Origin of the sequence: Marinomonas rhodophyticola (genome assembly GCF_026113935.1) — a bacterium.
In the GTDB taxonomy this organism is placed as follows: domain Bacteria; phylum Pseudomonadota; class Gammaproteobacteria; order Pseudomonadales; family Marinomonadaceae; genus Marinomonas; species Marinomonas rhodophyticola.
This window is the reverse complement of the sequence record NZ_JAPEUL010000012.1, coordinates 129637-144770: the sequence shown is the minus strand read 5'-3', so window position 1 is coordinate 144770 and position 15134 is coordinate 129637. Positions and strand designations below refer to the sequence as shown.

At 45.3% G+C, this 15134-nt stretch carries 13 protein-coding genes, 1 other RNA gene and 1 pseudogene; all 15 read right to left on the bottom strand.

All coding sequences use genetic code 11. The features are described 5' to 3' along the window. Position 1: 1 nt before the first annotated feature. Positions 2-1423: a UDP-N-acetylmuramate--L-alanine ligase gene (gene murC, locus ONZ52_RS22670; RefSeq protein WP_265220871.1), complete on the bottom strand. Its 1422-nt coding sequence runs from the start codon at positions 1421-1423 to the stop codon at positions 2-4. Beyond that, positions 1420-2493 carry an undecaprenyldiphospho-muramoylpentapeptide beta-N-acetylglucosaminyltransferase gene (murG, locus tag ONZ52_RS22665; protein WP_265220870.1) on the bottom strand — a complete coding sequence of 358 codons (1074 nt, stop codon included), beginning with the start codon at positions 2491-2493 and terminating at the stop codon, positions 1420-1422. Before murG ends, murC begins: the two co-directional genes overlap by 4 nt. Beyond that, positions 2490-3689 carry a putative lipid II flippase FtsW gene (gene ftsW / locus ONZ52_RS22660; protein ID WP_265220869.1) on the bottom strand — a complete coding sequence of 400 codons (1200 nt, stop codon included), beginning with the start codon at positions 3687-3689 and terminating at the stop codon, positions 2490-2492. Before ftsW ends, murG begins: the two co-directional genes overlap by 4 nt. Then, positions 3686-4300, bottom strand: coding sequence for a glutamate ligase domain-containing protein (locus ONZ52_RS22655; protein WP_265220868.1), 615 nt, complete (start codon positions 4298-4300; stop codon positions 3686-3688). Before ONZ52_RS22655 ends, ftsW begins: the two co-directional genes overlap by 4 nt. A 16-nt stretch (positions 4301-4316) precedes the next feature. After that, complete coding sequence (locus ONZ52_RS22650; protein WP_265220867.1) at positions 4317-5036, bottom strand: Mur ligase family protein; 720 nt, start codon at positions 5034-5036, stop codon at positions 4317-4319. Positions 5037-5045: 9 nt separating this feature from the next. After that, positions 5046-6128, bottom strand: coding sequence for a phospho-N-acetylmuramoyl-pentapeptide-transferase (gene mraY, locus ONZ52_RS22645; RefSeq protein ID WP_265220866.1), 1083 nt, complete (start codon positions 6126-6128; stop codon positions 5046-5048). A gap of 14 nt (positions 6129-6142) precedes the next feature. Next, on the bottom strand, positions 6143-7489 hold the full coding sequence (locus ONZ52_RS22640) for a UDP-N-acetylmuramoyl-tripeptide--D-alanyl-D-alanine ligase (RefSeq protein ID WP_265220865.1): 1347 nt from the start codon (positions 7487-7489) through the stop codon (positions 6143-6145). Continuing rightward, the gene (locus ONZ52_RS22635; protein ID WP_265220864.1) at positions 7479-8945 is read right to left on the bottom strand and encodes a UDP-N-acetylmuramoyl-L-alanyl-D-glutamate--2,6-diaminopimelate ligase; all 1467 of its coding nucleotides are present in this window, start codon (positions 8943-8945) and stop codon (positions 7479-7481) included. Before ONZ52_RS22635 ends, ONZ52_RS22640 begins: the two co-directional genes overlap by 11 nt. Before the next feature lie 34 nt (positions 8946-8979). Then, on the bottom strand, positions 8980-10710 hold the full coding sequence (locus tag ONZ52_RS22630) for a peptidoglycan D,D-transpeptidase FtsI family protein (protein ID WP_265220863.1): 1731 nt from the start codon (positions 10708-10710) through the stop codon (positions 8980-8982). After that, a complete protein-coding gene (gene ftsL / locus ONZ52_RS22625) occupies positions 10707-10985 on the bottom strand; it encodes a cell division protein FtsL (protein ID WP_265220862.1) in 279 nt (92 codons plus the stop codon). The genes ONZ52_RS22630 and ftsL overlap by 4 nt, the downstream gene beginning before the upstream one ends. Further along, positions 10978-11915 (bottom strand): annotated as a pseudogene (gene rsmH / locus ONZ52_RS22620) (16S rRNA (cytosine(1402)-N(4))-methyltransferase RsmH). Before rsmH ends, ftsL begins: the two are co-directional and overlap by 8 nt. Next, positions 11912-12367, bottom strand: coding sequence for a division/cell wall cluster transcriptional repressor MraZ (mraZ, locus tag ONZ52_RS22615; protein ID WP_265221153.1), 456 nt, complete (start codon positions 12365-12367; stop codon positions 11912-11914). Before mraZ ends, rsmH begins: the two are co-directional and overlap by 4 nt. A 251-nt stretch (positions 12368-12618) precedes the next feature. Then, an RNA gene (gene rnpB, locus ONZ52_RS22610) (RNase P RNA component class A) lies at positions 12619-12966 on the bottom strand. Positions 12967-13050: 84 nt separating this feature from the next. Continuing rightward, positions 13051-14358, bottom strand: a complete 1308-nt coding sequence (locus tag ONZ52_RS22605) for a sensor histidine kinase (RefSeq protein ID WP_265220861.1) — start codon at positions 14356-14358, stop codon at positions 13051-13053. 6 nt (positions 14359-14364) lie between these two features. Then, positions 14365-15063 carry a response regulator transcription factor gene (locus tag ONZ52_RS22600; protein WP_111607258.1) on the bottom strand — a complete coding sequence of 233 codons (699 nt, stop codon included), beginning with the start codon at positions 15061-15063 and terminating at the stop codon, positions 14365-14367. Positions 15064-15134: the final 71 nt, after the last annotated feature.

Genomic DNA, 15134 nt, shown 5'->3' with positions numbered 1-15134 from the left:
GTTAAATACCGCTCACTGATAATTTTTTGGATACCATACCAATATCGCCTGCCCCTTGCGTAATCAACAAATCCCCATCACGCAAAACGTTACTCAAAATAGAACGCAAATCCGCTTCACTGCCAACATGAATAGGATCAACATTGCCACGCTGGCGAATGCTGCCGCATAATGAACGACTGTCCGCCCCATTGATCGTGTTTTCACCCGCCGAGTACACATCAAGCAACAGCAACACATCCACTTGAGACAAAACGCGTACAAAATCCTCATACAGATCACGAGTTCGAGTGTAGCGGTGCGGCTGATAGACCATTACCAAACGCTTTTCGGGCCAACCTGCACGAATCGCCTTTATCGTTGCCAGCACTTCACTAGGATGATGACCGTAATCATCGACGAACATCACGCTTGAGCCATCTGATAATGCCAACGGTTTTTGCTCTTGAAAACGACGCCCAACCCCCTCAAACCCCATCAGGCCAGCTTGAATAGCCGCGGCATCTACTCCCAAATCCGTTGCAACTGCAATGGTCGCCAGGGCATTCAGCACATTATGACGACCCGGCATAGGCAGGCGAATTTTCAGCGAATCACCATCTGGACGGTGCGCCAAAAACTCACAATAGCGTCCGATTTGCACAATATCCGTCGCATAAAAATCCGCTTCTTGATCGATGCCATACGTCAAAATAGGTCGACTCAATGATGGCAAAATTTCACGAACGTTTTCATCATCAATACACATCACAGCGAGACCGTAGAAAGGCAAATTATGCACAAACTCGATAAAGGTATGCTTGACCTTTTCAAAGTCACCGTCATAGGTGTCCATATGGTCTGCATCGATATTGGTGACGATTACGGTTTGCGGCTGCAAATGCAGAAATGACGCATCACTCTCATCCGCTTCCGCCACAAGATAAGCACTACTACCTAGCTGCGCATTGGCACCAGCACTTGTCAAACGACCACCTATTACAAAGGTTGGCGCTTCACCAGTCGCCGCCAAAATAGACGCCATTAAACTCGTGGTCGTGGTTTTTCCATGCGTACCCGCAACAGCAATGCCATGACGATAACGCATCAATTCTGCTAGCATCTCCGCTCGACGAACAATAGGAATACGATTCTCTTTACCCCAAATAATTTCTGGGTTTTTCTCATTGATCGCCGTAGAAACAACAATGACGTGAGCGTCATAAACGTTTTCTTCCACGTGCCCAAGATATACCTTAATACCAAGCCCTACTAAGCGCTCTGTTGTTGATGACGCTTTCAAATCAGAGCCAGACACTTGGTAACCCTGGTTATGCAATACTTCAGCGATACCACACATACCCACACCGCCAATACCGATAAAGTGGATATTCTGAATACGGCGCATGGTAGGAATATCGTACTGAGCTTTATTATCAATCATGATTTTATTAACCTTAAACAATATGCAACAACATCTTGTGTCGCATTGGGATGAGCCATTAATTTCGCTTGCTCACCCATTTTCAATAACGTCTCCTCACTATCTATAAAACCAGAAAGCAAAGAAATAACTTTTTCGCAGTTCAACTGCGTCTGAGGCAGCAGATAGGCCGCCCCAACCTGTTCTAAATAACGAGCATTTGCAGTCTGGTGATCATCAATTGCAAGTGGATAAGGCACCAAAATAGAAGGTAGTCCTGCTACAGCCAACTCACTCACTGTCATGGCACCTGCTCGACACAATACAATGTCTGCCCAATAATAGGCCTGATCCATGTTATCTAAGTAGGCTTCAACACGAGCCTCTACGTTCGCCTCTTGGTAACGCTCAGAAACTTCTTCAAAATGACGCATACCCGTTTGGTGCCAAACATCCAGACGCTGAGAAAACGGCCATTTTACCAAAACCTGCGGTATCACATCATTGATAGCTTTCGCCCCTAAGCTGCCTCCAACAACGAGCAATCGCAATGGCCTTGCACTGCCACTTCTTGGCTCTCGAACACGCTGCTTTAAAATATCACTACGAATAGGGTTGCCAACACTAATAGCGTCGTTAAGTGCACCGTTGAAAGCCTGCAACCTCACACTTGCAACTCTGGCAAGTAGCTTATTCGTTGTTCCGGCAACGGCATTTTGCTCGTGTATCGCTAACGGTATACCTAAAAGTCGAGCAGCCAAACCACCTGGTCCTGCAACAAACCCCCCCATACCTAAAACAATATCCGGTTTCACTTTTTGCAAAACAGCCACCGCCTGACCAACGGCGTGTAAAATTCTAAAAGGGGCCGCTAGCAGGCCAAATATACCCTTCCCCCTTACCCCCTTAATCGACAAAGAATGCAAATCTATGTCATGTTTAGGCACAAGAGACTCTTCCATTCCACCTTTAGAACCAAGCCACTGTACGTGGACCCCTTGATCCTTAAAGTTCTGCGCACAGGCCAAGGCTGGGTAAATATGCCCTCCTGTTCCGCCAGCCATTATAATGACTTTTTTTACCTTATTCATTTCCTGCTCTCTTTCATGCCACTTACATCAGATGAATCCGTGTTAACGCCATACTCGACCCGACGATTCTCGACATCCACTCGCGCCACAACAAACAGACTACCCAAAGTAATAATTAGACTACTACCACCATAACTAATCAAAGGTAATGTCAAACCTTTTGTCGGTAAAAAACCCGTATTCACTCCGATATTTATAATCACTTGCGCTAGAATCAAAATGGCAAAACCAAAGCACATATAACCAGCAAAAGGACGAGAAAGAGCCATGGCTTTATGACCGATTTTGAAAGCACGCCCGACCATTAAAGCAAACAAACAAATCAGCAACAGCCCACCAAACATGCCCGTTTCTTCGACCCAAATAGAAAACACAAAGTCCGTATGCGCTTCTGGCAAATAAGCCAATTTCTGTACGCTATTTCCCAAGCCCAAACCAAACCACTCACCTCGGCCATAAGCTATTAACGCCTGACTAAGTTGATACCCCTCGTTAAAAGGATCAGCCCATGGATCAATAAAATTCAACAGACGCTTCAAACGGTAACTTTCTGAAATCGCCACGACACCAAGCATACAAACCGCTGCCACCATCAGTAATAAAAACTGATACAAAGGCGCCCCACCCAAAAAAAGCAGCACCATCACGGTACCCAGCAAGACAACAGAAGCCCCGAAGTCTGGCTCAAATAGCAAAAAGAGAAGAAAGATACTACATAGACAAAGAGGTAAAACGAACCCTACCCAACTTTCCCTAACGCGATCCGCTCTTCGAACCAAATAGCCAGAGACATAGACCACCATACAAACTTTTGCGACCTCAGAGGCCTGAAGATTAAACACCACCAAATTGATCCAACGACGACTGCCGTTGACGCTTTTCCCAATACCAGGAACCAGTACAAGAATCAGCAAAATTAAAGACAATCCCATCATAAGGATGCCCCATTGCTGTAATTGGCTTGTAGGCAACGACAACAGCAGCCAACCAAAAGCCAACCCCAGAACAAGATAAAGCAGCTGCCTTCTCATAAAAAAATAAGGATGGCCGTGAATACTTTCTGATATGGAGATTGACGCACTGGACACCATCACCATGCCCAGTGCCAAAATAGAAATGACAGCGGCAAGAAAAAGCGCATCAACCTTTACAAACTCGCGCCAAGACACACGATCAAATATGCTGAGCCATGTCATAACTCTGCAACCAAACGAGCAAAGTGCCGACCGCGCATTTCGTAGTTCTTATACATATCTAAGCTCGCGCAGGCTGGAGAAAACAAAGCAATCTCTCCTTCCTGACTGTCCTTAGCAATACTTAATACAATCTGATCCAATGTGTCGAAATGCTTAACCTCGACATCTGGCGACAACACCTCAGCAATACGATTCGCGTCTTTACCAAATAAATAAACAATGCGCACAAGATCCTGAATGGGCTTAGCAAGAGCACGAAAATCTGCACCCTTTCCTTCACCACCGGCTATCAACAACACCTTTTTATTGGCTGTAGAACCAAGCCCTTGTAACGCCGCTAACGTAGCGCCGACATTGGTTCCTTTAGAATCATTAATATACGTTACACCGTCTAGCACTCGAACGGTTTCACAGCGATGAGGCAAACCACCAAAGGTTTTCAATACCTCCCCTACTGCATCAGACATAACGTCTACGCCAAGCAACTCAAGCATGGCCAAAGCCGCCAACACATTAGCGTGATTATGCGAGCCTTTTAGGGCAATTTGAGACGTGTGATAAAGGCGTTCAACACCTTTGCACAACCAAGCGCCATCCCCATCTTTGAGCATGCCATACTCTTTTAGATCAGGAACTCTTTGTAGTGAAAGCACGAACAGGAACACCTTCCGCCAACAGGGGAGCGGTTAAAATATCTTGCTTATTGCAAACAGCGGCTTTACAGCCACGATATACTTTCTGTTTGGCTCGTTGATATTCATAAAGATCCTTGTAACGATCCATATGATCTTCAGACACATTCAGTAGGCAAGCCAAATCAGCTTGTAGGGCGTGAGTTGTTTCAAGCTGGAAGCTAGACAACTCAAGCACGTAGAAATCCGTACCAGGAGAAAGAAGATCCAACGCTGGCAAGCCTAAATTACCACCTGCTTTGGTATTTTTACCACAAGCTTGCAGCAACATCGCCACTAAAGTCGTCACCGTACTTTTCGCATTAGACCCTGTAATAGCAACAAAGGGTGCGTCAACATAATCACAAAACAAATCGATGTCACCGCGCATCGCCACACCACGCTCAGCCAAGCGCGCCAAAACAGGTGTACGCAATGCGATACCAGGACTGACAAACAACTCAGTCACCCCTAGCGTTTCAAGCACATCTAGATCACCGGTAAAAATACGATCTTCGGAACAAAACGCTTTTGCTTGCTCTAAACCAGGTGGATTCTCACGGGAATCCACCACATAAAACTCAATGCCTTTGCTGGCTAAAAAGCGTACGCAAGACAAGCCTGTCACACCCAAGCCGACAACGGCTCTTACCCGATCTGACCCGATCAACGACATGCTAAACTCCTAACGTACTTTTAAGGTGGCAAAACCCACTAAAACGAGGCAAACCGTAATAATCCAAAAACGCACAATCACTTTTGGCTCAGCCCAACCTTTTAACTCAAAATGATGGTGAATCGGTGCCATTCGGAATATTCGTCGTTTGGTTAACTTATAGGAAGCGACTTGCAGTATTACGGAGACTGTTTCCATCACAAAAACGCCACCCATAATAAACAACACCAACTCTTGACGAACGATAACAGCAATCGTGCCTAACGCCGCACCTAACGCCAGAGAACCCACGTCCCCCATAAAAATTTGAGCAGGATAGGTGTTAAACCATAAAAAGCCCAACCCCGCCCCAGCCAGCGCAGCACAAAACACCAGCAGCTCTCCAGAACCATGCACATAAGGGATAAGCAAGTAATCGGCAAAACGAATATTGCCGGTTAAATACGCAAAAACACCCAGCGCACCGCCCACTAAGACCGTTGGCAAGATAGCCAACCCATCCAAACCATCGGTTAAATTCACTGCGTTACTAGTACCCACGATAACGAAATACGTCAGCACAATAAAAAACGCGCCTAAAGGAATAGCCACATCTTTAAATAGAGGCACAATCAACGCTGTTTCCGCGGGCGTACTGGCGGTGTAATACAAATAAAACGCAGCGGCGAGACCAAATACACTTTGCCAAAAATATTTCCAGCGCCCAGGGAGACCACGTGGGTTTTTCTCTACCACTTTTCGGTAATCATCTACCCAGCCAACAACGCCAAATGCCAACATCACTAGCAGCACGACCCAAACATACTGATTGCGCAAATCCCCCCACAAAAGGGTACTGACAGAAATGGAAAAAATAATCAGCGCCCCGCCCATTGTTGGCGTTCCCGCTTTCGACAAATGCGTCTGAGGGCCGTCATTACGTACTGCTTGACCAATTTGTAAACGTTGCAACAAGACAATGACTTTATTGCCAATAAGAAGAGAAATAGCCAATGCCGTAAGAACACCCAAAATAGCGCGCAAAGACAAATAATTAAATACAGTAAAAAATGTATGGTATTTACTTAAATAAGCCGTTAAGAGAAGTAACATTGGTAAGGAATATCCTAATTAATTAATGCTTCAATGACATTTTCCATCTTAGCCGAGCGAGAACCTTTGACTAAAATGGCGTGTTTTTTATCTAATGGACGAACTACTGTCGCCGCTTCATTATGCGTATTACAAAATATTGCATTACCACCTTCGCTTCGAAAAGCCGCGCCAGCAATACCTGCTATAGGACCAACACAAATCAAACACGAAATCCCTTTACTCTTAGCATACACCCCTAACTCGTGATGAATACTGTCTCGCTGATCCCCAAGCTCGGCTAACGCACCTAAAATCAACCAAGTTTCTTCTACCGACTGTATCGCCAATACATCAATTGCCGCTTTGACCGATGACGGGCTGGCATTATAACAATCATCAATTAATAGCGCGCCATTTTTTGTTTTTAGACGCTCTAACCTGCCTGAAACCAACACTGGCGAAGCCAATTTAGCGACCGCTTCTTTAAAATCAACTCCGATGACTAACATAGCCAACACCACAGCCATGCCATTTGCAATCTGATGCCGACCAGCGCCCCCAACACACACAGGAAGAGCAACGCCTCGATAATGAAATACCGCCCTGCTCGATTCCGCCCCCAATTCTAAATTAGAGGCATACAAATCCGCAGACTCAGTAAAACCAAAAGAATACACTTTTCTACCGTCCGCGATACCACACCAATAATCAAAAAAGGCATCATCTGAATTAAGAATAATGTTGGCATCAGGAGCAGCGCCCGAAATCAAACCACCTTTTTCTTTAGCAATGCCTTCGAGACTACCCAATCCTTCAAAATGACTGCCAGTCGCATTCGTCAAGACCACTACGTCAGGAAAAGCAATTCTAGCCAATAAAGGGATTTCACCCAAAAAACTAGTACCTGTCTCAACCACGGCAACATCATGATGCTTTTCCAATTCAAGCAGCGTTTGCGGCACACCTATCTGATTGTTCAAATTGGCGCGTGTTTTTAACACATTTTTGCCAGAAAGTGACTGCGCTAACCAATCCTTTACGGTTGTTTTACCATTACTGCCAGTAATACATACAACAGGTACCTTAAAAGCACCACGGATCAAGCGGGCAATGGCACCATAAGCCAATGAGGTATCTGCCACTTTGACATAATTAGGCACATCAACATCATACTCAGACACAACCGCGATCGCACCATTATCAATCGCCTGCTTCACATAGTCATGCCCATCAAAGCGGGCACCTTTCAACGCCACAAAAAGACAACCAGGAGACAACTTCCTAGTATCAGTGACAACCGCATTTAGAGCGCAGTTCTCACCAACAAGCTTGCCATTACAGGCCAGAGCGATATCCGAAAGAGTCAAATCAATTAACATAAGCTTCTACCGCCCTCAACGCCTCTTCTTTATCATCAAAATGATGCTTAACACCTTCAATATCTTGATAAGTTTCATGCCCTTTACCAGCAATCAAAATCACATCCTCTGGGCCAGCGGATAAGATAGCCTGACGTATCGCAACACGACGATCAGGCTCAAAACTAAAAGCCTCTCCTTGATCGGTTTGCGCTAAAATATCGGAAAAAATTTGCTCTATCGACTCAGTGCGAGGATTATCAGATGTTAACCATACATAATCAGCATTTTGCATAGCCGCCGCCATCATTAAAGGTCGTTTACCTCTATCCCTATCACCACCACAACCAAATACACAAATCAGCCGACTACTGGAATGCGCTTTCAAGGCTTGTAACGCCACCGCTAACGCATCGGGAGTGTGGGCATAATCCACCACAACAAGCGGTGAATGAGGTAAATGGACTTTTTCCATTCGACCAGGTGCGCCAGACAAGCAGGACAAACCAGCGATCAAACGCTCTTTGTCATCAACATAAGCCCAAAGACTGGCCAAAGCAGCTAATGCATTTTGCACGTTGAACCGACCCAATAAGGGTAAAAACACCGGCACTTCACCGTCTGGATGACACAGAATAAATCGACATCCTGCTGACTCCAGCACTAACTGCTTAACATAAAAGTCGGCCGCTGAATGTTGCTCACTGTAATAATAACGATGTGCATCAACCGCACCTTCAGCCATAAGACCAACATAGGAATCATCAAGACACAGTATGGCATGCGCCACACTAGGAAAGGCAAAAAGTCGTTGCTTTGCCAGTGCGTATGAATTCATATCACCATGATAATCAAGATGATCACGAGAAAGGTTTGAAAACACTGCAGTCTGAAAGGGTACGCCTTCAAGACGCCCCTGATCCAAAGCATGAGAAGAGGCTTCAAAAGCGACAAAATCCACACCTGAGTCCGCCATTGCCATCAAAATAAGGTGCATTGACAAAAGATCTGGCGTTGTTTGTTTTGACTCAGACAATTTATCCAAGGGACCCACACCAAACGTCCCCACCAAACCACTCTTAAAGCCAACAAATTGAGCCAATTGAGCCACATAGAAACAAATAGAAGATTTTCCATTCGTACCAGTCACCGCCACCATGTTTTTCGGCATGCGTCCAAAACATGCATGCAAACATACAACTAACAACTTGGCTGGATCAGCAACTGACAGAAGCTCAATATCATTGCGCTGCAAATGAAGATATTCAGGAACGACCGCTACTTTGCAACCTAATGCAACCACTTGGTCCAGGTGATCCCAACCATTTGATGCGACGCCCGGCAAAGCAAAAAACACCGCATCGCCATCCACTTTTCGACTGTCAGTCTCCAAATGGCTATAAACAGCAAAATGCGGAATGTCCTCTAAAGGACACCCCGCCAAATCGAGTAATTGAGTATGATGAATTTGACCCATCTAACCACCCTGCACCACTTGGTAAGGCGCTTTCTTAGGCTGCAAACGCACTTCTCTGAGCCCCTTCAGGTAAATCAGGGTAAATATTCAATGTTGTCAGCGCCCCTTCCATGACCCGAGAAAAAACAGGGGCAGCAACTTCACCACCATAATATTCTCGACCTTTAGGGTCATTAATCATGACTACCATCGCCAGTCTTGGGTCAGATGCTGGAGCAACACCCGCGAAAAGAGCAATATATTGATCGTATTCATACCCCTTTGAACCCACTTTATGAACCGTACCCGTCTTACCCGCTACACGGTATCCTGGAATTTGTGCGGCCTTGCCGGATCCTCGCTGCACAACGGCTTCCATCATTTTCACCACATCTTGAGCAACTTTATTCGGAATCACTTGCTTTCCGTCGGCCGGAGCATCTTGTTTGAAAATAGTAACTGGAACTCGATAGCCGCCATTAGCCAGCGTCATATAAGCCTGCGCCAGCTGAAGAGTGGAAACAGACAAGCCATAGCCATAGGATAGGGTTGCAATTTCTGACGGGTGCCACTTAGGATGAGAAGGCAACACACCTGACGCCTCTCCAGGAAAACCAATCCCCACCGGAGAACCTATTCCTAACTCATAATCCATATTCCAAATAGCATCTTGTGGAAGTGACAAGGCTATCTTAGAAGCACCAACGTTACTTGACTTGATTAACAGTTTTTCAAAATCAATAACACCATAATTAGCCGCATCACGAATGGTAAAACGCCCAAATCTCATAAAGCCTGGCGACGTGTTAATCGTCGTTTCTGTCGTATATTGTCCAGACATCAACGCCGCAGAAATAGTGAAAGGCTTCATTGTTGAGCCAGGCTCAAACAGATCAATCACCGCACGATTACGCAACTCTTCGTATTCAAGTTTAGAGCGATCATTAGGATTGTAGGACGGCTGGTTAACCATCGCCAGAATTTCACCCGTTTTCACATCCAAAATCACCGCAGACGCCGATGTAGCACGATGCTCTGTCACCGCTGCTTTCAACTCTCGATAAGCCAAATATTGCAATCTAAGATCAATACTCAACTCAATATTTTCACCTGGGTGCTCAGCCTCTTCCACACCCACACCGCGAATAATATTCCCCGTCAGATCCTTTACATAACTGCGACGACCAGGCTGCCCTTCTAGAGCCTGATCATAGGCAAGTTCAATGCCTTCCTGCCCCTTATCATCAATATTGGTAAAACCAACAACATGAGCAGCTACTTCACCAGCAGGGTAAAAGCGCTTGTATTCTTTTGTTTTACTCACACCAACCACGTTCGCCGCCATGATAGCGTCGGCTTCATGGGGTGGTATTTGCCGCTTTAGATACATAAAAGAGCGACTTTTATTTGCTTCAAACCTTTCTTGCAGCCAAGCTCTACCAACACCCATCACCTCAGCGAGACGCTTAATCTCCTCTTCGGGTCCCACGTTTTGAGAAGGATCTCGCGGCAACTTCCACAATGCCTTAGGATTCGCAATAATGGTCCACGTCGGCGTACTCACTGCCAAAGGCTCGCCACGGCGGTCCAGTATCATGCCTCGGGTGGCTGGAATAGCCTCTGTTCTCACGGCTCGAATTTCGCCCTGATTTTGTAAAAAATCCTTATCCACCACCGTTAAGTAGAAGAGACGGCCTCCGGCAACAAGAAACAACAGCAATGCGAAGCCGTATACGAAGATAAAGCGCCATTTTCCTGGGGTTTGAACACTGTTTTCAATATTCATGGTTTCACTATTATCAATTCATCCTGAGAAGGTGCATGCATTTGCAAATCTTTAATTGCCGCCTGTTCTAGGCGACTTGGTTGGGTTAGTGCGCTTTGCTCAAGCAACAACTGCCCCCATTTCACTTCATAATCCACTTCATCCTGCTTCAACGTTTGAAGATAAGAGAAGTCTTTTCTAAAATCGTAAACTTGAATCACCACCGCCATGGACACCATGGTCAAAACCAAAACCCCAACAATAAATATCAGCGGCAAAAAACGCGCGTTAATCACTGACTCGCTCCAAAACACGCAACACAGCACTTCTGGACCGGACGTTCTCACTCACTTCCGATTGAGATGGTTTGATCGCCTTACCCACGGCTTTAAACTTAATATCAAGGTGCGCGTTTTGAATCGGCAAATGTCTTGGCAACTCAGGCCCTTTTGCTTTTAACTTCATGAAACGCTTAACAATTCGATCCTCAAGAGAGTGAAAGCTAATAACGGCCAAACGCCCACCCACTTTTAGAGCTTGCGCGGCGGCATCCAGCCCCACCTCCAAATCCCCTAGTTCATTATTGATATGAATTCGAATACCTTGAAAAGCCCGAGTCGCAGGGTTTTTGCCTTTTTCCCAAGCAGGGTTTGCTTCCGCAATAATTTTTGCCAACTGAAGAGTGGTTAAAATCGGCGTATGTGAACGGTATTCACAAATGGCTTTTGCAATACGACGGGAAAAACGCTCTTCACCATATTGATACATCACATCTGCTAACTCTTTTTCATGAACAGAAGCAATCCATTGAGCGGCACTAATGCCTTTCTCTGGATTCATTCGCATATCCAGCGGACCATCATTCATGAAGCTAAAACCACGCTCAGCATCATCAATCTGGGGAGAAGAAACCCCAAATCCATCATCACACCATCTACTTTATTCACGCCAAATACAGCAGAAATATGCTCCGCCATATTCGCAAAACTGTCTTGAACGATAGTGAAACGAGTATCTTCTTGCTCTAAAGATTTACCATGACGAATAGCCACCGGATCTTTATCAAAACCGAGTAAACGTCCTTTATTGAGTTTTTCCAACACCAAACGAGTATGGCCACCACGACCAAACGTGCCATCAACATAAAGACCATTCACGTCGGTTACTAGCATATCGACGGACTCATTAAGCATGACGCTTATGTGTTCTGCCATCGTCTTTGTCATAAAGAAATATCCATCATGGTTTCTGTTTGTAAGTCCACAAGAGCATCTTGGGACAAATAATCTTCACGCTGAGCTTCCCATTCCTCTTGGCTCCAAATTTCTAATTTTTTGCCTTGTCCAAGGATGGTCAATTTCTTATCTAAGCGAGCAAATTCACGCAGCGGTGCAGGCAATAAAATTCTACCCGCGTTATCCACTTCCAAATCAGTTGCATGTCCCACCAATAGACGCTGAAGACGTCTAGCCTGAGGCTGAAAAGTTGGCAGCTTGTCTAACTTTTGCTGAATCAACTCCCACTCAGACAAGGGGTAAAGCAGTAAACACCGAGAAACAGGATCTATGGTAACCACTACGCCGTCATCGTCGTATTGGGCAAGATCATCACGCAAGCGTGCAGGAAGCGACATACGCCCCTTTGCATCCATACTTACTTGATGAATCCCACGAAACATTGCCATATCCCACTTATCGACACTTTATCCCACAATTTAACACCTTTTTATCAAAATAGTAAAAAAATATTGCGTAAAAATGAAAACAGACAAAAAACGGGCACAAAAAAACCGCTCATGAAGCGGCATTTGATTAAAAACAAAACAAAAAAAGACTAAAATGAAAATTCAGGTAATGAGAGACTAAAAGAACAACCTAGCCATTAGGTCGACTGCATGAGCCTGAAAGGGAAACATAAAAGGAAGAAGAAATTGCAAGTTGGCCGATAAGCCGGGTTCTGTCGTGGACAGTCATTCATCTAATACGTACATCACTGCACGTCTTTAGCAACCTACCCGAACTCAGCGCGGGTCACGCCAAAGAGTTCCTATTTGGTCTTGCTTCAAGTGGGGTTTACCTAGCCACGAACTGTTGCCAGTCGCGCGGTGCGCTCTTACCGCACCATTTCAACCTTACCGGCAGTAAACTGCTTAGGCGGTGTATTTTCTGCTGCACTTTCCGTAGGCTCACGCCCCCCAGGCGTTACCTGGCACTTTACCCTGCGAAGCCGGACTTTCCTCCCCCCAATAAATCGAGCGGCGACTGCCTAGCCAACTTGCGACGGGCATGTTACTTACCTATGAAGACAATAACAAGGGCTTTTTTCCAAAAGCGCAATACAACACTCTTTCTAGAAGACCACCTAAGCCACTGGCAGCTGGAAACACACTTCCAATCCACCCTCTTCACGATTGCGAGCCATTATTTGCCCCTTGTGCGCACGAATAATACGCTGAGAAATAGTAAGACCCACACCAAACCCACCACTATTCGCCTCTCTCGCCTCAGAAGAGCGATAAAAGGCGTGGAATATTTTCTCTAACTTATCATCAGAAACACCAGGACCATTGTCACGCACATAAATAAAGGCCGTGCCTGCCTTTTCCTGAGTTTCAACCTCAATCACTCCACCACAACCTGCATAAAAACAGGCGTTACGAAGCACATTCTCAATTGCATGACGCAATTGAAGAGGGTCGCCTAAAATGGTTTTCGGGATACGACCAATTTTCGTCACCGAAATCCCTTTAAGCTGACTCTCAAAACTCACATCCGCAACAATTTCACTTAACCATTCCTGAAGATCCATCTCTTCTTTTATAAGAGAGGCAGCCTCTAGGCGACTTAAAGTCAACACCTGACCAATCAATTCATCAAGCTCATGCAGTTCGGTGCGTATGCGGTGAAGATAACCCTTTTGCGCTTCCGCTCCATACTTATCTTCCGCAATAGTGAGCGCCACCTCAATCCTAGCAAGTGGCGTTCTTAACTCATGAGAAACATCTCGCATCAAACGCTCTTTGGACGACAGTAATGTTTCAATTCTCACCGCCATCTCATTAAACTCACGCGCCAACTTACCGACGGCATCGCTTCTTCGTGCTAACTTATTTTCTACCCTAGCGGTCATATCCCCTTGCCCAAAAGAACGCGCCACACGCTGCAACTTGAGCAAAGGCCCCAACAACCAATAAGCCAACACACCACTTGAAACAAGCAAACCAAGCAAAGAAAAACCAACCACAGCCTCAGGCGCTAATGAACTAATTTCAGGGTCAGGTTTAAATATCAGTAAATATTGGACATTATTACCGCCAATTACCTGAATAAACTGACTATGCAAGAAATCCGCCGCTGGCCGAGTGGATGAACTCGGCGTATTCTGCTCTCTAAAATTACGCGGTAAAGGCTTAAGAAGGGGTCGACCATTTTCTTGATACAAGTAAATGGTCCCAGACAAACGCTTCTCAGCCTTTTTCGTTTCTTCTTGCAAAGAAACAATACCAAACTTTTCATACCCAGCGACCAGCTGAACACCGACATCACCCAATAAATCAGCGGACACCTGGTTGCGTTTCTGAATAAACTGCACCATCCCTAAACCAATACTAACTACAATAATATTGGACAGTAACACCACCAGAAACACACGCAGAAAAGTATTTTTCATAAAAAATTAAGCACCCTGCTCATTTGACACAAAAATATAACCAACACCACGCACTGTTTTAATGCGCGGATCGCCATTTTCCAAATTGCCGATCTTCTTGCGCAGATTACTGATATGCATATCCAAACTACGGTCATACATAGTCAACTTACGGCCTAATGCTTTTTCAGAAAGCTCCTGCTTAGTTAGCACCTGACCAGGGGCCATCAACATACACTCCAACAAAGTATATTCAGAGGTAGTTAACTCTACCAATTCACCCTCAAGATAAACCGTACGATCTTTACGACGCAACAACACACCAGAAAGATCGATATCTGCTGTTGGATCATCTTCGCGCTCTTGGCTAGCTCGACGCAAAATCGCTTTAATACGCGCCAGCAACTCACGTGGGTTGAACGGTTTTGACAAATAATCGTCTGCCCCCATCTCCAAACCAAGTATACGATCAATGTCATCGCCTTTTGCTGTCAACATAATAACGGGCACAGCACTCTTGTTACGAATCTGCTTTAACGTTTCAAAACCATCCAATTCCGGCATCATAACATCCAGAATAATAATATCTGGCATATCAGCCGCCATCAGCTCTAAAGCCTCACGACCATTCCAAGCATGAGCAACCTCATAGCCCTCACCATCAAAGTATTCCTTTATTAGATCCGACAAACGAGCATCATCATCAGCAAGCAATAACTTAACCATAAATATTTCCTCTCATTTTTCCATTATTTAGCAGACGGTTACATCGCCATAAATTCAATTGTAAATATTAC

What these genes read in the sequence shown, in the direction of transcription:
- ONZ52_RS22635 (WP_265220864.1), bottom strand. Translation starts at nt 8,945, where the DNA reads ATGGGTCAAATTCATCATACTCAATTACTCGATTTGGCGGGGTGTCCT.
- ONZ52_RS22655 (WP_265220868.1), bottom strand. Translation starts at nt 4,300, where the DNA reads ATGCTCAAAGATGGGGATGGCGCTTGGTTGTGCAAAGGTGTTGAACGC.
- mraY (WP_265220866.1), bottom strand. Translation starts at nt 6,128, where the DNA reads ATGTTACTTCTCTTAACGGCTTATTTAAGTAAATACCATACATTTTTT.
- murC (WP_265220871.1), bottom strand. Translation starts at nt 1,423, where the DNA reads ATGATTGATAATAAAGCTCAGTACGATATTCCTACCATGCGCCGTATT.
- ONZ52_RS22650 (WP_265220867.1), bottom strand. Translation starts at nt 5,036, where the DNA reads ATGTCGTTGATCGGGTCAGATCGGGTAAGAGCCGTTGTCGGCTTGGGT.
- ONZ52_RS22630 (WP_265220863.1), bottom strand. Translation starts at nt 10,710, where the DNA reads ATGAATATTGAAAACAGTGTTCAAACCCCAGGAAAATGGCGCTTTATC.
- ONZ52_RS22600 (WP_111607258.1), bottom strand. Translation starts at nt 15,063, where the DNA reads ATGGTTAAGTTATTGCTTGCTGATGATGATGCTCGTTTGTCGGATCTA.
- ftsW (WP_265220869.1), bottom strand. Translation starts at nt 3,689, where the DNA reads ATGACATGGCTCAGCATATTTGATCGTGTGTCTTGGCGCGAGTTTGTA.
- ONZ52_RS22605 (WP_265220861.1), bottom strand. Translation starts at nt 14,358, where the DNA reads ATGAAAAATACTTTTCTGCGTGTGTTTCTGGTGGTGTTACTGTCCAAT.
- murG (WP_265220870.1), bottom strand. Translation starts at nt 2,493, where the DNA reads ATGAATAAGGTAAAAAAAGTCATTATAATGGCTGGCGGAACAGGAGGG.
- mraZ (WP_265221153.1), bottom strand. Translation starts at nt 12,367, where the DNA reads ATGTTTCGTGGGATTCATCAAGTAAGTATGGATGCAAAGGGGCGTATG.
- ONZ52_RS22640 (WP_265220865.1), bottom strand. Translation starts at nt 7,489, where the DNA reads ATGTTAATTGATTTGACTCTTTCGGATATCGCTCTGGCCTGTAATGGC.